Below are 18,463 nucleotides of genomic sequence, written 5' to 3' on the forward strand. Positions count from 1 at the left end.
TGTATGCATTATTAGCGAGCGGGGCGTGCTATGAAGATCGCTGTTCTCGGAGCCGGAGCGATCGGTGCCTACGTCGGTGCGGCTTTGCACCGTGCGGGCGTGGAAGTCCACCTGATCGCGCGTGGAGCCCATCTCGCCGCAATGCGCGAGCACGGCGTGCGGGTGCTGAGCCCGCGCGGTGATTTCACCGCGCATCCACATGCGACCTCCGATCCCGCCGAGGTGGGTGAGGTCGACTACGTGTTCCTCGGCCTGAAGGCGTACTCCTACGCGTCGTCAGGTGATCTGCTGGCGCCGCTGATGGGCCCGGGCACCGCCGTCATCGCGGCGCAGAACGGGATCCCGTGGTGGTACTTCCACGGCCTGACCGGACATCCTCTCGAAGGACAACGGATCGAGGCCGTGGATCCCGGCGGGTCGGTCACCGCCGTGCTGCCCGCGGAAGGGGCGATCGGCTGCGTCGTCTACTGCTCGACCGAGATCGAGTCACCGGGTGTGATCCGGCACCTGGAGGGCACGCGGTTCTCGATCGGCGAGCCCGACCGGTCGATCTCCGCGCGGTGCGTCGCGCTGAGCGAGGCGATGATCGCGGGCGGGCTGAAGTGCCCGGTGGAGAAGGACGTCCGCGAGGACATCTGGATCAAGCTGATGGGCAACGTGGCGTTCAACCCGCTGAGCGCGCTGACCCGCGCGACCATGGTGGAGATCTGCGACCACGACGACAGCCGCGACCTCGTGGCCCAGATGATGGAGGAGACCCTGACCATCGCGCGGGCCGCGGGCTGCGACCCGCGGATCTCCGTCGACAAGCGCATCGACGGCGCCCGCCGCGTCGGGCACCACAAGACGTCGATGCTGCAGGACCTGGAAGCCGGGAAGCGGCTGGAGATCGACGCGATCATCGGCGCCGTGGTGGAGATCGCCGGGCTCACCCGCGTGCCGGCGCCGACGTTGCGGCACGTCTACGCGGCGATCGACCTGCTTTCGCGCACGTCGCTGGTGTCCTGAGTTGCTGCTGCGGCAGCTGGAGCACCTGGTCGCCCTGGCCCGTGAACGCCACTTCGCGCGCGCCGCGGAGGCCTGCCACGTGTCCCAGCCGTCGCTGTCGGCGGCGATCAGCAAGCTCGAACGCGAGCTCGGGGTGCCGATCGTGTCCCGGGGCCGCCGGTTCGAGGCGCTGACGCCGGAGGGGGAACGGGTCCTGCTGTGGGCGCATCGCATGCTCGCCGACCGCGACGCGCTGCGGCACGACCTGTCCCGCATGAGGGAGTCGCTGTCGGGAGTGCTCCGGATCGGGGCCATCCCGACAGCGCTCCCGGTCGCGCCTCTGCTGACGACGCCGTTCTGCGAACGCCACCCGCACGTGCGCGTCACGCTGGAATCGTTGTCCTCACAGGAGATCACCCGCGGTCTCGACGAGTTCGAGCTCGACATCGCCATGACGTACGCCGACGACTCGGTGCGCGGGATGCCGTTGTACGAGGAGCGCTACGTCCTGCTCACGCCCGCCGACGAGGAGATCGCCTCCCGTCCGGTGGCGCGCTGGGCCGACGTGGCCGCACTCCCGTTGTGCCTGCTGACCTCCAGGATGCGCAACCGGCGAATTCTCGACTCGGTCTTCGCCGACGCGGGCGTGCAGCCCGTGCCGGTCATCGAGGCCGGCACCGTGGCGACGTTGTGGGCACGTGGCGACGCGGAAGTGGTCGAGCGTCATCGCCCACGCGTGGCCGCAGATGTTCGGGACGCCGGAGGGGATGCGCGTGGTGCGCATCGAGGATCCCCGGCGCGTGCCGCGGATCGGGCTCGTGGTGGGGGAGCAGGTCTCCATGCTGGCGCGGGCGATGCTGGGGCTCACCCGCGGGCTCGACGTGCGCGGGGAGCTGGACCGCCTGCTGCACGAGCACCTGGATCGCCGGGAGCTGTGAGCGGTTTGCTTTACTCTTCCTCCGACGCCCGGACGAGGGCGCGAACCTGGGGGAAGTCAGTTGAACATGCGTATTTGTGCTGCCGTCGTGGCGTTGGCCGCCCTGGTGGCGGGGTGTGCCGGTGAACCTGCCGCCACGCCGCCGCCGACCACGACCACGACCACCACGACGGCGCCACCGACGCCGGCCGAGCTGAACGAGCGGGCCAAGGCAGCGATCGCGGCGCCCGACACGTTCGCCGCGGCCGGTGGCCAGGTGAAGACGAACGTGCCGGCGACCGACGCCGAGGTCGGCGCGGACGGCCAGGCCGTGGCCATGATCTGCGGCGGCCGCGAGATCCACGCGGACGGCAGTTCGGTGATGCGGTCCCGGCTCTGGACGGGGCGCACGACCGTCTTCCAGCAGGTCCACGCCATGGCCGACCGTCCGGCGGCGGTGCTGGTCAAGAGCGTGGAGACCGGGCTCGCCGCCTGCACGAGCACCCGCGGCGTGGAGCAGCTCGCGACGCTCGCCAAGCCGGCGGGCGTGGACGACTTCTACGCGTACTGCGAGGCGACCCTGGACCCGTCCGTGTCCCCGTTCGTGTGCCACGCGTTCATGGGCCGCGGCACGCTCATCTCGGAGGTGGTCATGTTCGGTCAGACCAAGGAGGCGGCCGGGACCGAACTGGCGTCCGTGCTGCCGGCTTTCGTCCCGGCGTTCGTCAAGGCGTAACCGCTGCTCCTCGGACAGGGCGCGCTTCGAAGCCGGAGCGCGCCCTGTCCCGTCGGCGCACGCCCCGGAGCGGGTGGTGATCGAGGAGTTCAGCCGGGAGTTCGGTGTGCTGGGCGTCCCGGACCCCGGTGAACGCCACCGTCGTCGGCGCGCTGTCGAACGCTCGCGCTGCCGCCCGGCGCACGCCGCGAAGCCGCTCTGCGCTGCGGTCGGTCGAGGACCCGCTCGACCTCCGACAGACGCGGTCTATGAGCTGATAGCCGCCGCCACTTGGACGAGCGGCCGGTCCCGCGTGAATGCTCGACCGGTGCGCCGATCTCCTGTGCCACCACGCTGATCGCGGTCCGCACCGCGTCGGTGATCCCGGTCCGCCGGACGACGAGAAACCGCAACGGGGGCTAGCGCACACAGAAGATTGCATACAGTATGTGCCTAGGAGGTGCAGACGATGAGCAGGCGGAAGAAGACCGAGCCCTACGTGCGGCTGACCCAGCCACTGGTGCGCGACGCGGGAGTCCTGCGACCGGCCACCTGGGACGAGGCGCTGGACAAGGCAGCAGAGGGCTTCCGCAGGAACGTGGCCAGCGGCGGCCCGGACGCGTTCGGCATGTTCTCCTGTGCGCGGGCCACCAACGAGATGAACTACATGGCCCAGAAGTTCACCAGGGCCGTGATCGGGACGAACAACGTCGACAGCTGCAACCGCACCTGCCACGCCCCGAGCGTGGCCGGGCTGGCCAAGGTGTTCGGCAGCGGTGGCGGTACCTCCTCCTACCAGGAGATCGAGGACGCCGACCTGATCGTGCTCTGGGGGTCGAACGCGCGGGAGGCGCACCCGATCTTCTTCCAGCACGTGCTGAAGGCGGTCAACAAGGGCGCGAAGCTGTACGTGGTCGACCCGCGGCTGACCAGCACCGGCAAGTGGGCGCACAGGTGGTTGCGGCTCAACGTCGGCACGGACATCCCGCTGGCGCACGCGATCGCGCGGGAGATCATCGCCTCGAACCTCACCAACATGTCGTTCGTGGAGCGGGCGACCGAGGGCTTCCGGGAGTTCGTGAAGGCCGTCGAGCCGTGGACGCTGCCGGTCGCCGAGCTGGAGACCGGTGTGCCGGCCGAACTGATCCGCGAGCTCGCGCACGCCTACGCCAGGGCGGACCGGGGACAGCTGAGCTGGACGCTCGGCATCACCGAGCACCACAACGGCACGAACAACGTGCTGAGCCTCATCAACCTGGCGCTGCTGACCGGTCAGGTCGGGCGGTACGGCGCCGGGCTGAACCCGTTGCGCGGGCAGAACAACGTGCAGGGCGGCGGCGACATGGGCGCCATCCCCGACCGGCTGCCCGGCTTCCAGGACATCACGGATCCCGCTGTCGCCAAGAAGTTCAACGACGCGTGGGGCTCGAACTTCAAGGCGGCCAAGGGCTGGAACCTCACGCAGATGCTGGAGGCGATGGAACGCGGTGACATGACCACCGTGTACATCATCGGCGAGAACCCCGTGCAGTCCGAGGCCGACTGCGAGCACACGATCAAGCGGCTGTCCAACCTGGACCACGTCGTGGTGCAGGACATCTTCCTCACCAAGACCGCGCAGCTCGCGCACGTCGTTCTCCCCGCCGCCGCGGCCTGGTGCGAGACCGACGGCACCTTCACCAACAGCGAGCGCCGGGTGCAGCGCGTGCGCAAGGCCCTGACACCACCCGAGGGCGCGCGCGACGACATCGAGATCATGGGTGAGATCGCGACCCGGCTCGGCGCGGACTGGCAGCACAAGACCGGCCAGGACGTGTGGGACGAGCTGCGCGGCCTGTCGCCGATCCACACCGGCATGACCTACGACCGGCTCGAGCAGCTCGGCGGCATCCAGTGGCCGTGCCCGGACGAGAACTCCCTCGAACCCAGCTTCCTGCACGGCCGGTTGTGGGAGGACGACCCGGTCAAGCGCGGCATGCCCGCGACGTTCTCGCCGGTGCCGCACAGCCCGCCCGTCGACGAGCTGACCGAGGACTTCCCGTTCCGGCTCACCACCGGGCGGCGGCTCGACTCCTACAACACCGGGGTGCAGTCGCACGGGTTCGAGTCGCCGCTGCGCGTCGGGGAGACGCTCGACCTGTGCCCGCAGGACGCCGAGGCTCTCGGGGTCGTCGCGGGCGAGGAGGTGAGGATCACGAGCCGGCGCGGGCAGATCGTGGCACCGGTGCGGATCGACGACGGACTGACGCCGGGCCTGGTGTTCATGACGTTCCACTTCCCGGACGAGATCGACGTCAACGTCCTCACGATCGAGGCGACCTGCCCGATCGCGGGCACCGCCGAGTACAAGGCCGCTGCTGTCCGCGTCGAGAAGCTTCCGGTGAAGGTGGGCTGAGTGGATCTCAAACTGCTCGACGTGGAGCCGTCCGAGGCCGAACGCGTCGTCGTGGACCTGTTCACCGGCATGGGCCGGGACCAGCTGTTGCCCGCCCTGCACGCGGTCAACGACCGGGTCGGCTGGATCAGCCAGGGTGCGCTGAATCACATCTGCCGCGTCCTGCACGTCCCGCCGGCCGAGGCGTACGGGGTGGCGAGCTTCTACTCGCTGTTCTCGCTGACCGAACGACCGGCGAAGGTCGTGCACGTCTGCGTCGACCTGGCCTGCCAGGTCAACGGCGCGAAATCGTTGTGCGACAGGCTGACCAGCGAGTTGGGGCCGGCGGGCGCGAAGAGCGGCTGGCTGCGCAGCCCGTGCCTCGGGGTGTGCGAGAAGGCTCCGGCCGCACTCGCGTTCGAGGCGGGGGAGGTGGCGAAGGAGCAGCTCCTGGCGCCCGCCATCGCGGACGAGGTGATCGCGGTGGCGGCCGCCGGTCCCTCTCCTGTGGACGGTGGGCGCGCGGAGGTGCCGCAGGCGGGGTCCACTGGCCTGCGGCTGCTGAAGCGGGTCGGCGTCGTCGATCCGGAGTCGCTCGACGACTACCGGGCGACGGGCGGCTACGCGGCGTTGCGCACGGCCCTCCTCCTGGGGCCGACCGGGGTGATCCGCGAGGTCACCGACGCCAAGCTGATGGGCCGCGGCGGTGCGGCGTTCCCGACGGGACGCAAGTGGGACGCGACCGCCCGCCAGCCCGTGCGCCCGCATTACCTGGTGTGCAACGCGGACGAGAGCGAGCCCGGCACGTTCAAGGACCGCCTGCTGATGGAGGGCGACCCGTACGCGGTCATCGAGTCGATGACCATCGCCGGGTTCGCGGCCGGCTGCTCGCGCGGCTACCTCTACCTGCGCGGCGAGTACCCCACGGCGCTGCACCTGCTGCGCAACGCCATCGCACGGGCCAAGGAACGCAACTTCCTCGGCGAGAACATCATGGGCCACGAAGGCTTCTCGTTCGACATCGAGATCCGCCGCGGCGCGGGTGCGTACATCTGCGGCGAGGAAACGGCGATCTTCAACTCCATCGAGGGCTTCCGCGGTGAACCGCGCTCGAAGCCGCCGTTCCCGGTGGAGTCGGGGCTCTTCGGCAGACCTACGGTGGTCAACAACGTGGAGACGCTGGTCAACGTGCCGGTGATCCTCACGGAGGGGTGCGAGGCCTACACCCGCATCGGCACCGGGGGCTCGGCGGGCCCGAAGCTCTTCTGCCTGTCGGGCAACGTCAGTCGTCCGGGCGTGTACGAGGTGCCGTTCGGCACCACGCTCGGAGAGCTCCTCGACCTGGCGGGTGGCGTGCCGCCAGGCCGGGAGCTGCGAGCGGTACTGCTCGGCGGGGCGGCAGGCGGGTTCGTCCGCCCGGACGAGCTCGACCTGCCGCTCACCATGGAGGACGCGCGGGCGGCGAACACCACGCTCGGCTCCGGAGTCGTGCTGGTGCTCGACGACACGGCGGACCTCGGCAGCTTCCTGCTTCGCATCGCCGCGTTCTTCCGCGACGAGTCGTGCGGGCAGTGCGTGCCGTGCCGGATCGGCACGGTGCGCCAGGAGGAGGCGATGGCCCGTCTGGTGGGCAGGCGCCCGCTGAGCACCAGTGCGGAGGACCTCCGGCTGTTGCGCGAGGTCGGGCAGGTCATGCGCGACTCGTCCATCTGCGGTCTGGGCCAGACCGCTTGGAACGCCATCGAATCAGCCCTTGACCGCCTGGGTTATGCAGAGGAGGCAGCATCATGACGATCGTCGAGATCGGCCTTCCGAAACGACTGGTCGAGCTGACCCTGGACGGCGAGTCCGTGCGCGTGCCGGAAGGCGCCACGATCCTGGACGCCTGCACCGCCAGGGGGAAGTCGATCCCCACGCTCTGCTACGGCGACACCCTGAAGCCGGCGAACGCCTGCCGCGTCTGCATGGTCGAGGTCGAGGGCTCCCGCACGCTCGTGCCGTCGTGCTCGCGCAAGGTCGAGCCGGGCATGGTCGTGCACACGGAGTCCGAGCGCACGCTGCACAGCCGCAAGCTGGTTCTGGAACTCCTCGGGTCCGCGACGGACCTCTCCACCACGCCGCACGTGGACGAGTGGATGTCCGCGTGCGGTGCCGACCCCTCCCGCTTCGGCCCGCCGGCACCGCCGTCGGCCGACCGGGACGACCGCCGTCCGGGCGAGCACGAGGAGCCCGACGGCCAGACCGCCGCCACCGTGCGGCAGCCGGCCAAAGTGGACAATCCCCTCTACGTCCGCGACCTCGGCAAGTGCATCCTGTGTTACAAGTGCGTCGACGCGTGCGGCGACCAGTGGCAGAACACCTTCGCGATCTCGGTGGCCGGTCGCGGCTTCGACTCGCGGATCTCCACGGAGTTCTCCACCCCGCTGCCCGACAGCGCCTGCGTCTACTGCGGCAACTGCATCGAGGTCTGCCCGACGGGCGCGCTGAGCTTCAAGCGCGAGTACGACAAGCGCGAGGACGGCACCTGGGACGAAGAGGCCCAGACGCAGACCACGACCATCTGCACGTTCTGCGGTGTCGGGTGCAACCTCACCCTGCACGTGCAGGACAACGAGATCGTGAAGGTCACGTCGCCGCACGACAGCACGGTCACGCACGGAAACCTGTGCATCAAGGGCCGTTTCGGCTGGCAGCACGTGCAAAACCGCTGAGCAGTGACCTCTCTTCCGGAGTGGAGGACCGCCCAATGTCGTTGATCCTCAAGCCCGGCACGTCGTGGCACGACGCGTACTCGCGGTGCGTGCAGGCCGCACCCGAAGCGTTCCACGACGATCGGCTGCTCAACCACTTCGGCGGCGAGTGGAGTCGTTCCGGCGAACCGGTGCCGGCCACCAGCCCGGTCGACGGTTCCACCACCGCGGGGCCGCCCTTCCTCGAGTTCGACGTCGCGGGCCGGGCGGTCGTCGCGGCCGTCGACCAGCACATCGAGTGGCGCACCGTGCCGCTCGCGGAACGCAAAGCGCGCGTCTCGGAGGCCTTGGACGCCCTCACCGAGCACCGCGACCTGCTGTCGTTGCTGCTGGTGTGGGAGATCGGCAAGCCGTGGCGGCTCGCCACGGCCGACGTCGACCGCTGCATCGAGGGCGTCCGCTGGTACGTCGAGGAGATCGACTCGATGCTGGCCGGCCGGTCGTCGCTGACCGGCCCGGTCAGCAACATCGCCTCGTGGAACTACCCGATGAGCGTGCTGATGCACGCGATGCTGGTGCAGGCGCTGGCGGGCAACGCCGTCATCGCCAAGGCGCCGACGGACGGCGGCGTCAGCTGCCTGACGCTGGCGACCGCGCTGGCCGTCCGGTCGGGGCTGCCGCTGACGCTCGTGTCCGGCAGCGGCAGCGAGCTCGCGCCGGTGCTGGCCGGGTCGTCGTTCCTGGGCTGCGTGTCCTTCGTGGGCGGTCGTGACGTCGGCAGCGCCATCGCGGCGCGCCTGGTCGACTCGAACCGGCGGCACGTCCTGGAGCAGGAGGGCCTGAACTGCTGGGGCGTCTGGGAGACCGACTCCTGGGACGTGCTCGGCACGCAGATCCGCAAGGCTTTCGACTACGGCAAGCAGCGTTGCACCGCGTACCCGCGCTACGTCGTGCAGCGGTCGCTGTTCGACAGGTTCCTCAGCGTCTACCTGCCCGCGGTGCGGGACGTGCGGTTCGGGCACCCGCTCGCCGTCGCCGCACCGGGCGACGAGCTGCCGGAGCTGGACTTCGGGCCGTTGATCAACGACGCGAAGGCCAAGGAGCTCGGCGACGTCGTGGACGAGGCGATCCGGGCCGGTGGCGTGCCGCTGTACCGGGGATCGGTGGACTCCGGCCGGTTCCTGCCGGGCCAGCAGACCGCCGCGTACCTGGCGCCGGTCGCGATCCTCGACCCGCCGCGCTCGTCGGTGCTGCACCACGCGGAGCCGTTCGGGCCGGTCGACACGATCGTCCTGGTCGACACCGAGGCGGAGCTGCTGGCCGCGATGAACGCCTCGAACGGTGCCCTGGTCGCGTCGCTGGCGTGCGACGACGAGGCGACCGCGCGGCGGCTGAGCGCGGACCTGCAGGCGTTCAAGGTCGGCATCAACAAGCCCCGGTCGAGGGGTGACCGCGACGAGGTGTTCGGCGGCCGCGGTGCCTCCTGGCGCGGCGCGTTCGTCGGCGGCTCGCTGCTGGTCCACGCCGTCACCGAGGGCCCGCCCGACGAACGGCCGTACGGCAACTTCCCCTCCTACTCGCTCTACCCGCCCACGTGACGTACCGGGCGGACCTGCTCCGCGTCGTGCAGACCGTGGTGGCGCCGAACGCCGCGGACGTCGACCAGCACGCCAGGTTCCCGCGCGCCGCCGTGAACGCCCTGGGCGCCCGCGGCCTGCTCGGGATGACGATCTCCCGCACGGTCGGCGGGGGAGGCCAGGACGTGCGGTCGGCCGGCAGGGTGGTCGAGGAGGTGGCGAAGGTCTGCGGCGCCACGGCCTCGGTGTTGCGTTCGCACTACTCCGCGGCCGCCGTGCTGGACCGCTCGGGCCCGCACCGGTTGCGGACCGAGATCGCGGCGGGCCGGCACCTGTCGACGCTGGCCGCCTTCGGTTCGCCGGGCGCGATGTCGGCGCACGGCGACGTCGTGCAGGTGCGGGCGCGCAAGAGCTGGGTGATCGCGGCGGGGGAGGCGGACAGCTACGTCTGGTCGTGCGGCCCGGCGTTGTGGCTCGTCCCGGCCGAGGCACCGGGGCTGCTGGTCCCGGCCGACCACGCCGGGATGGGTCTGCGGGGGACCGTCGCCACCTGCGTGGAGGCCGATCCCGTGCGAGTGCCCGCGTCCAACCGGCTGTGGTCGGAGGAGCTCGCGTTCCCGTGGTTCGTCGTGCTCGGGGCCGCGGTGTCGCTGGGACTGATGGAGGGTGCGCTGGCGGCGGCCGTCGGGCACCTCGGTGGCGGTGATCCGCGCACCCGCTCCGACCTGGCCCGGATGCGGCTGCGCACCGACGCGGTCCGGGTGCTCTACAACGACACCCTGTCCGCGGTGACGTGGCATCCGGAACGGTCGGCCGACCGCGTCCGGCTGCTCGCCGTCACCGCGACCGAGGCCGCGGTGGCGGTCACGGACCTGGCGATGAAGGTGTGCGGGGACGCGGCCTTCCGCCGCGACCTCGGCATCGAGCGCCGGTTCCGCGACGCGCGGGCGGCGGCCGCGATCGAGCCGACGGTCGGGCAGCTGCTGGACTCAGTCGGGATTTGAGGCCAGCGGCAGGAAGTAGACGAGAGCGTCGTCCACGCCGTCGAGCCCGATGACGTCGTGGGCGATGTCGTCGTAGAACCCGCCGACCAGTCCGGTGCGGATGCCGAGGTTCGCCGCCGTGACGGTGAGGTTCTGCGCGAGGTGCCCGGCCTCGGTGAACGCGAACCGCAGCGCCCGCAGGCCGTAGGTCTGCCGCAGCGAGCCGAGTCTGATGTAGAGGGCCAGCACGGCGGGGGTGCCGGAGAGCTCGGTGGTGCCGGGGCCGAACCACATCGAGGTCGCCTCCAGGTCCTCGATCGGCGGCGCCTCGCCGAACCAGGTGAGGGCCCGCTCGACCTCGTCGACCTCGTACCGGCCCCGGGGCAGGCCGTCGACGTTCAGCGCGATGAGCCTGATCCTGGCGCAGTACTGGGCTCCGGCGCTCGGGTACGGCCACCTGCCGTCCTTGGGGGACATGGAGTTCCACAGCAGGGTGCCGAGCTGTTCGGCGTTCAGGTCACCGGTGAGGTCGCGGCTGGTTCGCCGCGCCCTGAGCGTGTCCGTGTCCACTGTGGACGGCAGGGAGGTGGTGGCGGGCCACTGCTGCCGGGCCGGCGCGGCCCTGCGGGGGAGCTGGTCGGCGAAGCCCGGCAGGAACTTGCTCGCCTCCAGGTACCGGCGGTCCGGTGCGGTCTCGCCGTCGTCGTGGAAGTCGGTCAGGCCGTTCGGGGACATGGCGGCGGCCGCGGTGGTCCAGCAGATCATGCGTTCCTCGTTGGGCGTGATGCCCAGGCGGTTGAGCAGCATGTGCAGCTGCGAGGCCCACACGTGGGGCAGCCAGACGTCGATGCGCTGCTTGGCCTCGTTGATCGTGCTCCGCCAGTGGGCGACCGCGCCGCGTGGCTCCCGGTGCCAGCGCGCGGCCAGGTCGCGGCCGCGCTTGGCCATGAGCTGGTGGGCGGCGTGCTGGGACCCGATGGTGGGCACGGGCGCCTGCTCCTGGACGTTGCGCCAGCCGGAACCCAGGCTGCGCAACCAGCTCGCGGCCTGCGGCAGGGTCAGGTCGAGCGCTTTCGCCGTCGCGATGGTGAGGTCGATGGCGGCGGTGAGACGGGCGCTGTCCGTGCGGGTCGCCTTGAGCACGGCGACCGCCACCTCCGTGCTGTGGCAGAAGACCTCCTCGGCGATCGGCAGTGCCCGCGGGCCGCCGTACCGCTCGGTCTCCGGGACGTACTCGACCTCGCGGACGTCACCGTGCGGGAGCCAGTCCGGTTCTCCCCGAGCCTGCTCGAAGTCCTGGGCCGCGATGAGCTCCCGCAGCCGCACCTCGAGCTTGTCGGCGTTCTGCGCGTTCCTGATCCTGACCCGCAGGTGCGGGCCGGTCTCCCAGTAGCGCAGGAAGTACCACTCCTCGCCAGCCATCTCCGGCGCGAGCGCGTCGGCGATGAACGCGTCGAGGTCCGCTCGGTTCCAGTTCACCCTGCAGTGCAGGCCGGTCCAGGTCACAGCTGCTCCAACGGTGGTTCAGGGGAACGGGTGGGGGTGGCCGGTGGACCTGGGCAGGCGGGGCAGGCCCGTCGTGCGGCGGTGCAGGTGGCCGAACGTCATGGGCAGCGTGCCCGGCACGACGACCTTGGCGCAGTGCAGCCCGAGGGTGTTCGTGGTGTGCGGGTCGGACTGGTCGACCGCGATCAGCTCCAGGCCCCGGCCGCGGAGGTCTTCCGTGCAGCGGTCGAGCAGCTCGCGCAGATCTGTGTGGTTCCGCTGATCGGGGAGGACCTCGGGTGGGTCGTCGCTGACCAGGTTCGCGTACCGCTCCCGGGCCTCCGGCAGGGTGTTGACGGCGACGTGGTCGTCCATGCTCCGGACCTGCGCCGGGTCGTGCAGGAGTTCCAGCAGGCGTTCCCTGCGGTAGTTCCCGGGGTTCGCCCTGGCCCGGTCGGCGAACGCCTCGACGTCCACGGCCAGCTCGACGGCGGCCGACAGCAGGGCCTTCGCGGGGTCCGGGCTGGCGCCGGCGGCGAAGAACGCCTGGGGCAGGCCGGGTCTGGTGGTCCTGGCGAGGGTCAGCACGGCCGGGATGCCCAGGTCGTTGGTGGCGTTGAGGAACAGCAGCTCGTAGCCGAGCTCTTCGAGCCGGTCGGCGAGGTGGTGCAGCAGCGGGTCGGGCGGGAGCTTGATCCTCGTCAGCGGCGTCTGGGCGTACCAGGCCATCAGGAACGCGTCGCGTTCGGCCACCTCGAACAGGCCGTGCAGCACGGCCTCGGTCAGGCTGTTGCCGAGCCCGCAGCCGTTGGACGTCTCGTGGACGAACCGCTGTTCCGCCGGTGTGTCCGCCGCCCAGTACGCGACCTGCTCCGGTACGAGGATCGGCTTCCTGCCGGTGTACGACCAGCCTTCGGCCCAGCGCATCCTCAGGTCCGGGTGGTAGGCGTTGCCGAAGTCGTTGAGGCCCAGGCGTTGCGGGTCGAGCGCGCGGTCCGGTCCCAGTTCGGCGAACGAGGCCTCCCTCGGGTCCGGGTGGCGTGGGCGCATGCCGTTGCGGCGTTCGACCGCCTCGAAGAGGGCGACGCGTTCGGCCTCTTCGAACGACGGGGCGCGGCCGTAGCCGGCGGTGTGGGAGTCGAGCTCGGCGGTGACCGTGGCGAGAGGCAGGTCTCCCGTGCGGAACAGCGCGGTGACCGGTCCGTGCCGGAAGTCGACCACGGCGTCCCTCACGCCGGTGCTCCTGTTCGGCGTGCGGAGCTCGCCACGGGGCGTCTTGGTGTCCTCGTTGGGCTCGGGCGTCGGGGAGCAGCAGTCGCCGGGCGTGACGCGGTGGGTGGACACCAGCCCCAGGTCGGTGCGGATCGCGATCACCGTGTCGTGTTCCCGGTTCTCGAGTGCGGCCACCAAGGGCAGGAACGCCGGTGCGGTCAGACCTCTCAGCCGCGCGTCGCGAGGCGCTTTGGCCGTGGCGAGCCGTGCTGTCTCCGCGCAGGCGACGCAGACGCCCGCGGTCGGGCCGAGGAGGGTGAGCCCGCCGTCCACGCGGGTCATCGGTACGCCCTGAGGCCGGCGGCGCGCAGTTCCGGGTCGAGCCGGAGCGGCCGGATCCTGACGCCGGGCAGCCTCGCGATCGCCTGCTGGAGGCGTTCTTCGCGGTCCCGCACGTCGGCGGGCCAGTGCCATTGGCGGGTGACCCAGTCCGGGTGGTCGGCGGGCTTGAGCGGAGCGGCGCCGTTGAGGTGCGCGGTACCGGCGCGGCCTGCCTGGGCGTACCCGGTGGCGGCGAGGGCGGCGAAGGCCACGGCGTCCGCGGCCGTCGCCTCGACCGCCCACGCGAGGACCTGCCGGCCGTTGCCGATCTCCGCCCTGTGGACGCCCGGTGCGAGGCGCTCCACGCGGACCACCGCGGGGATGCCGAACCTCGCGGTCAGCGCCTTCCACCACCGGTGCGCGGTCGGGTCGCCGGTCCACTCGTGGGCGTCGGCCGGCTCGCCCCGGTGGTGACGCGCGGCCAGGCGGAGTGCGGCGCCTTTGGCGTGGGTCTCGTCGATGCCGAGCACGCCGTCGGTCTTGAGGGCGTGGAGGGCCGCGTTGAGGCGGGCGCTGTCGGCCGTGGTGCCGATGCCCAGCGCGTCTCCCGAGGTGGCGAGGTTGGCCGGGACCTGGGGGAGGGCACCGAGGACCGGAGCGTCGACCGGGCCGAGCTCGTCGTCGGTGAGGGCGTCGAGCGCCTGCCACGGGTCCGGCGCGGGAGGGCCCTGCAGCAGCGGGTGGTAGGTGGCGGTGAGCGGATCGGCGTGGGCGGTCAGGACCATCGGGTAGGTGCCCGTGGCGAGTCCGGCGGCCGGGTCCGGCAGGCCGGCGAGGGCGCAGACCAGGCGGTGCACGGCCGCGGATCCGATGAGGGCGGACAGGATCGCGGGCGGATCGCCCGTGACACCGAGCCGCGCAGCGATTTGCATAGTGGTTTCAGTGTTGACCGAAAGCAGTCCTCTGGCCGTCGGCGGAAGTACGTAGCCGGCGTCGGTTCCGCACCCCGCCAGGACGACGAGGTCCCCCGCGGACGCGACGAGCTCGCGGCTGCCGGCCGCCTCCGACCGACGCACCGCCAGTCCTACCGCCTCCGCCGCCCGGACGGCCGCGTCCTGCAGCACCCCGTGCCCGGCCATGACCGCGGTGGCCGCACGGAGCCGCCGCCAGGCCTCCACCGGTTCCCCGGCCGCCGACTCCAGCCAGGCGGCCACCTCCGGAGCAGGCGCGTCGGCACCCCACGACGGCATCTCGACCAGCATGTCGTGCTCCCACAACTGTTCCAGGATCAGCGAGACCGCGGCCCGCACGGCCGCGGCGGTGCCTTCGGGCACCTCCAGGGAAGTTCGCGGGATCCCCGCCTCCAGTTGCGGGGCCAGGCGTTGCCACACCTTCCACAGGCCGGATCCGCCGGAGAGCGTGCAGCTCGACGCCCAGCCGCGCAGGTGCAGGCCGTCGGCGGTCCGGGTGGCCTGGACGACGGGGCGCAGCCGTACGAGCACGCGCCTCACCCGACCTTCGGCAGTGCCGCGAACTGCTCGGCCCACGTGGTGCCCAGGACCTGCTGCGCCGCGTTGGCGAGGAGGTGGGCCGCGGCGTAGCGCTCCATCGGGGTGACGTCGCAGATCGCCAGCAGCTGGTAGAGGACGTTCGTGCCGATGCGGTGGACGGCCATCGAGCGGGCGATCGCCGGATCGGAGAGGTCCACGGTCCACATCGCGGTGTGGTAGTCGCTGAACTTCGTCCGCTCGCCGTAGTTGTAGCGGCGGATCGCGTCCGCGTCGCCGATCTCGTACGCGCGTTCGCCGTGGCGAGGGTTGGGGTCCGCGGTGAGCAGGCCCGCGTCGTAGCGTTCCTCGGCGGTCAGGCGCAGGGCGATGGTCCAGGTCTGCCAGGCCGCTTCCAGGTGGCTGGTGGGGTGGCCCAGCGCAACCTGCTCGACCAGGGCGCAGGCGGTGGCGGCATTCGCGGTCCAGATCGAGTCCAGTTTGGACCGGACGGTGCCGTCGGCGTCGCTGGCCAGCAGAAAATCTTCCACGTGCGAGACGAACGAGTGGTAGCCGTAGCGCAGGCCGGCCGGGTAACGGCTGGCGTGGACGGCCATCGCGGTCAGCGCGAGGGTCGCGCGCGGCACGGAGAAGGAGTGGCGCAAGGCCGGAATGCCCAACCGGAGCCCTTCTGCACGCACGGCGATGTGCGCTTCCGGCAGGAGCGAGCGCAGCCGTGTGTCGTCGGTCGGCTCGATGTGCACGGAGTTGTTGGGGTGGAACGGGGTGAACGGCGGCAGGAGCAGTTCGGCGACGGCCGCGGACTCGGCGTGGGCGAGCAGTGATGCCTCGTCAAGCTCCACAGTGGACGGATGTGCGGCCAGGTAGGAGCGGAGCAGGGTGGCCAGCAGCAATGCCGCCGTCGGCGCGGACGGACCGGACAGCACGACCCGCACGTGCGGGCCGTGCAGCCAGTGGCGTTCCACGTGGCCCATGACGTCGGAGAAGGCGGCTTCGGTGGCGGCGAGAGCGGGCAGGACGCCGTCGCGCAGCAGCGGTGCCTTGATCGGGTCGTGGTAGTAGCAGACGACGTCGGTCATCCAGCCCTCCGGTAGGTCTCCGCGACGACCTCCAGCACCTGTCCGGACGGCACCGGAAGCGCCTCGGTCAGCCGGACGTGGTCGCCGTAGCGGGGCGTCAGGCGAGGCAGGCAGCGCAGGTGCAGCGCGTTGGTGAGGTCGGCGTACTGCGGTTTCGGGCCGTTCACGCGCGCCTCGAAGTCCTCGCGGGAGGTGATCACGCCGCCCATGCCCGCGAACAGCTGCGCGGGCATGCCGTAGCGGGCGCGCAGCGCGGTCGCACCGGCCGCGGACGAGAACGCCTCTTCCAGTGCGGCGGCGGGGAAGTCCCAGTAACGCCGGCCGAGCACCACGTCGCGGTAGCGCAGCCGATCGGCGACGCGCACGTCACCGCGGACCTCGACGGGCTGCAGCGGCGAGAGGTCGGCCGCACCGCACGAGAGGTCCGCGTGCAGGGCGGCGGCGCGGTCGGGCAGCGAGATCGGCATGAGGTAGCCGAGGTACAGCACGTCCAGCACGGCGCCGTTGTCCCGGCGCCGCAGCCGCAGCTCGTCGTTCTCCTGGTCGTGGAAGATCTCCAGCGCGTCCGGCGTGTGGTCGGCCCAGTGCGGGTCCTCGCCGATCTCGGCTCGCCCGAGCAGCGGGTGCAGGTTCGGGTTGAAGCCCTGCACCGGCCGGTACTCCGCGAAACCGCGCGGGAACACGCCGTCCAGCGTGGCCCGGACCGTCGCGTAGGCCTCGGGCGGCAGCAGGTCGAGGAACCTGCCGGGGAAGCGTCCGAACCCGTCGTAGACGTGGTTCACCACCAGGCCGTCGGGTGACGGCTGGGCGAAGAACGAGTACGACACCGGCCTGGTCTTCATCCACGAGGGCAGCAGGTCCGCTGCGGCGGTGACGACCTCGTCGGTGATCACGCCGTCGCGCACCAGATCGGCGACCTGGGCGCGGCTCGCCCCCAGACCACCGGTCGGCGCACCGGACATGGCCTCGTGCATCAGCGGCGCGCACTCGGCGAGGCGGGCGGATCCGCCGTGGCCGAACTTCGTGACGAACAGGTCGCGCGAGTGCCGCCGGATCGCGAGGTGCCGGTCGAACAGCATCAGCAGCGGGGTGAGGCCGGCCAGCGACCGCACGCCGTCGTAGCCGTGCGCGCGGCCGAGCCGGAACGGCTGGGGCAGCACGACGTCCTCGCTCAACGGCGTCACGCGGCCCAGGTCCGCCCCGGTGATCGAGCCCAGTTCCTCCCAGGCCGCGAAGAGGGCGGCGAGCGCGGCGGGCCGCTGGGCGGCGTCGGTGTCGGCGAACGCCAGGGTGTCGCGGTAGATCGAGATGACGCGGTCGGCGAGCTCGGCACGGCCGGTGTCGCGCAGCCACGAGGCCAGCGCGGGGCAGGCGGCGGGGTCCTGCGGGTCCACCGGCAGGACCGGCACGAGCAGCTTGATGTCGAGCAGCAACGCGACGTAGTGCTGCGCGCGATCGGACTCGCCGTCAGGCAGCCGGGTCGCGAGCGCGCTGGCGAGCTCGGCGGGGCTGATGCCCTTGGGGTTCGCGCCGGTGAGGCCCACGAGGAACTGCAACGGCGCGCTCGACGCCAGTTCGACGTCCTCCTGGATGCCGACGTACGCGCGCAACGGACCCCGCGCGGGAACGTCGCGGCGGAACTTCAGCCGGCCGTCGTCGAGGTGCACGTCGGGGGCGAGGCGGTGCGGGTGGTCGAAGAGGTGCGCGCGGTCGGCGAGCAGGGCGGCGGTCAGCCGCGACAGCAGCACCTGGTTGACCCGCGTGACGGCGACCGGCGTGCCCCAGTCGGGCGTGGGCGCGTCGGGGGACCAGGTGGCCCAGCCGACGGCGGCGTACCAGGACAGGGGACTGGTCTTCGACGTCGCGCGCAGGGCGTAGCGCAGCACGGCCGGTTCGGCCTTGCGGGAGCGCTTGTCACCGGCGCCGGCCCGTGCGAGTCCCTGCCACAGGTCGCGGCCGCTGAGGACGGCGGCCTTGCGCAGGGACTCGGTGCCGCACAACGACGCGAGCACCTCGCGTTCGGCGGCGAGCGCGTCCGGCAGGAGCCGCTCGACGTCCTCGGTCAGCGCGGCCCGCTGCTCCACCGCCGACAGCCAGTCGCCGAGCTGCGGAAAGCGCGACACCAGCGCGTCGGCCTCACCGCGCAGCGAGGGGCGGGGCATCCGTCCGTTGTGGACGTCGCGGCGCAACGGCAGCACGACGGCGCGGTGGTAGGAGTCGGGGTGCGTGCCGGCGCTGTCGTGCAACAGGTCCGACACCGGTCCGGCCAGCGACACCAGCGAGGCCTCCACCGCGGCCAGTGCCTCCACCGCCCGCCGGAACGGCGCTGCCGCCGCAGCGCCGTCCGGGTGCGGCAGGGCCGCCAGGCGCACGAGTGCGTATGGCGCTGTTTCTCCCTGCACGCGATCGCTCATGCGTTCTGGGCGGGAAGCTGGGGCTGGGTGCAGCTGCTGCACGACGAGCTGCCGCACGAGCACGACGACGCGCCGCCGGACGCACCGGACTCCGGCAGCGCGACCGAGTCGCGCAGGGAGGTGACCGCGAGGTCGCCGAGCTCCAGGTCGTCAGGGTCGAACGAGAGATCCTTCATGCCGTGTCCTCACGTCTTCAGTTGTG

The 18,463-nt window shown here is 71.6% G+C and carries 14 protein-coding genes; 8 read left to right on the forward strand and 6 right to left on the reverse strand.

Translation table 11 applies throughout. From position 1 onward, the window contains the following. Positions 1-30 precede the first annotated feature (30 nt). The 8 genes from ORI60_RS25235 (at position 31) to ORI60_RS25270 (ending at position 10,263) form a co-directional block, all read left to right on the forward strand. Positions 31-1,008 (forward strand): 2-dehydropantoate 2-reductase, encoded by a 978-nt coding sequence (locus ORI60_RS25235; protein WP_266040344.1) that lies wholly within the window; start codon positions 31-33, stop codon positions 1,006-1,008. Between the two features lies 1 nt (position 1,009). Then, complete coding sequence (locus ORI60_RS25240; RefSeq protein WP_266040345.1) at positions 1,010-2,050, forward strand: LysR family transcriptional regulator; 1,041 nt, start codon at positions 1,010-1,012, stop codon at positions 2,048-2,050. Then, positions 2,013-2,639: a hypothetical protein gene (locus ORI60_RS25245; protein WP_266040346.1), complete on the forward strand. Its 627-nt coding sequence runs from the start codon at positions 2,013-2,015 to the stop codon at positions 2,637-2,639. The genes ORI60_RS25240 and ORI60_RS25245 overlap by 38 nt, the downstream gene beginning before the upstream one ends. Positions 2,640-3,087: 448 nt before the next feature. Next, complete coding sequence (locus ORI60_RS25250) at positions 3,088-5,013, forward strand: molybdopterin oxidoreductase family protein (protein WP_266040348.1); 1,926 nt, start codon at positions 3,088-3,090, stop codon at positions 5,011-5,013. Beyond that, positions 5,014-6,783 carry an NAD(P)H-dependent oxidoreductase subunit E gene (locus ORI60_RS25255; protein WP_266040350.1) on the forward strand — a complete coding sequence of 590 codons (1,770 nt, stop codon included), beginning with the start codon at positions 5,014-5,016 and terminating at the stop codon, positions 6,781-6,783. It abuts the gene before it with no gap. After that, complete coding sequence (locus ORI60_RS25260; RefSeq protein WP_266040352.1) at positions 6,780-7,703, forward strand: 2Fe-2S iron-sulfur cluster-binding protein; 924 nt, start codon at positions 6,780-6,782, stop codon at positions 7,701-7,703. Before ORI60_RS25255 ends, ORI60_RS25260 begins: the two co-directional genes overlap by 4 nt. Before the next feature lie 35 nt (positions 7,704-7,738). Next, complete coding sequence (locus ORI60_RS25265; RefSeq protein ID WP_266040353.1) at positions 7,739-9,280, forward strand: aldehyde dehydrogenase family protein; 1,542 nt, start codon at positions 7,739-7,741, stop codon at positions 9,278-9,280. Further along, on the forward strand, positions 9,277-10,263 hold the full coding sequence (locus ORI60_RS25270; RefSeq protein ID WP_266040355.1) for an acyl-CoA dehydrogenase family protein: 987 nt from the start codon (positions 9,277-9,279) through the stop codon (positions 10,261-10,263). The genes ORI60_RS25265 and ORI60_RS25270 overlap by 4 nt, the downstream gene beginning before the upstream one ends. On the opposite strand, the gene ORI60_RS25275 is transcribed toward ORI60_RS25270, so the two are convergent. The 6 genes from ORI60_RS25275 to ORI60_RS25300 are packed head-to-tail and all read right to left on the reverse strand — an operon-like array spanning position 10,249 to position 18,437. Further along, the gene (locus ORI60_RS25275; RefSeq protein WP_266040356.1) at positions 10,249-11,748 is read right to left on the reverse strand and encodes a thiopeptide-type bacteriocin biosynthesis protein; all 1,500 of its coding nucleotides are present in this window, start codon (positions 11,746-11,748) and stop codon (positions 10,249-10,251) included. The two genes, ORI60_RS25270 and ORI60_RS25275, sit on opposite strands and share 15 nt — an antisense overlap. An 18-nt stretch (positions 11,749-11,766) precedes the next feature. After that, positions 11,767-13,281, reverse strand: coding sequence for a YcaO-like family protein (locus ORI60_RS25280; RefSeq protein WP_266040357.1), 1,515 nt, complete (start codon positions 13,279-13,281; stop codon positions 11,767-11,769). Next, positions 13,278-14,762: a hypothetical protein gene (locus tag ORI60_RS25285; RefSeq protein ID WP_266040358.1), complete on the reverse strand. Its 1,485-nt coding sequence runs from the start codon at positions 14,760-14,762 to the stop codon at positions 13,278-13,280. Before ORI60_RS25285 ends, ORI60_RS25280 begins: the two co-directional genes overlap by 4 nt. 5 nt (positions 14,763-14,767) lie before the next feature. Continuing rightward, complete coding sequence (locus tag ORI60_RS25290) at positions 14,768-15,847, reverse strand: lantibiotic dehydratase C-terminal domain-containing protein (protein WP_266040359.1); 1,080 nt, start codon at positions 15,845-15,847, stop codon at positions 14,768-14,770. Next, positions 15,844-18,261 carry a lantibiotic dehydratase gene (locus ORI60_RS25295; RefSeq protein WP_266040360.1) on the reverse strand — a complete coding sequence of 806 codons (2,418 nt, stop codon included), beginning with the start codon at positions 18,259-18,261 and terminating at the stop codon, positions 15,844-15,846. The genes ORI60_RS25290 and ORI60_RS25295 overlap by 4 nt, the downstream gene beginning before the upstream one ends. After that, positions 18,258-18,437, reverse strand: a complete 180-nt coding sequence (locus ORI60_RS25300) for a thiazolylpeptide-type bacteriocin (RefSeq protein WP_266040363.1) — start codon at positions 18,435-18,437, stop codon at positions 18,258-18,260. The genes ORI60_RS25295 and ORI60_RS25300 overlap by 4 nt, the downstream gene beginning before the upstream one ends. Positions 18,438-18,463: the final 26 nt, after the last annotated feature.

The sequence above is a fragment of the Lentzea sp. NEAU-D7 genome (assembly GCF_026242055.1).
Lineage (GTDB): Bacteria > Actinomycetota > Actinomycetes > Mycobacteriales > Pseudonocardiaceae > Lentzea.

Bases quoted from the DNA above. Each gene is read 5' to 3' on its own strand.
- ORI60_RS25235 (WP_266040344.1), top strand. From the start codon at position 31: ATGAAGATCGCTGTTCTCGGAGCCGGAGCGATCGGTGCCTACGTCGGT.
- ORI60_RS25250 (WP_266040348.1), top strand. From the start codon at position 3,088: ATGAGCAGGCGGAAGAAGACCGAGCCCTACGTGCGGCTGACCCAGCCA.
- ORI60_RS25260 (WP_266040352.1), top strand. From the start codon at position 6,780: ATGACGATCGTCGAGATCGGCCTTCCGAAACGACTGGTCGAGCTGACC.
- ORI60_RS25265 (WP_266040353.1), top strand. From the start codon at position 7,739: ATGTCGTTGATCCTCAAGCCCGGCACGTCGTGGCACGACGCGTACTCG.
- ORI60_RS25280 (WP_266040357.1), bottom strand. From the start codon at position 13,281: ATGACCCGCGTGGACGGCGGGCTCACCCTCCTCGGCCCGACCGCGGGC.
- ORI60_RS25290 (WP_266040359.1), bottom strand. From the start codon at position 15,847: ATGACCGACGTCGTCTGCTACTACCACGACCCGATCAAGGCACCGCTG.
- ORI60_RS25295 (WP_266040360.1), bottom strand. From the start codon at position 18,261: ATGAGCGATCGCGTGCAGGGAGAAACAGCGCCATACGCACTCGTGCGC.
- ORI60_RS25300 (WP_266040363.1), bottom strand. From the start codon at position 18,437: ATGAAGGATCTCTCGTTCGACCCTGACGACCTGGAGCTCGGCGACCTC.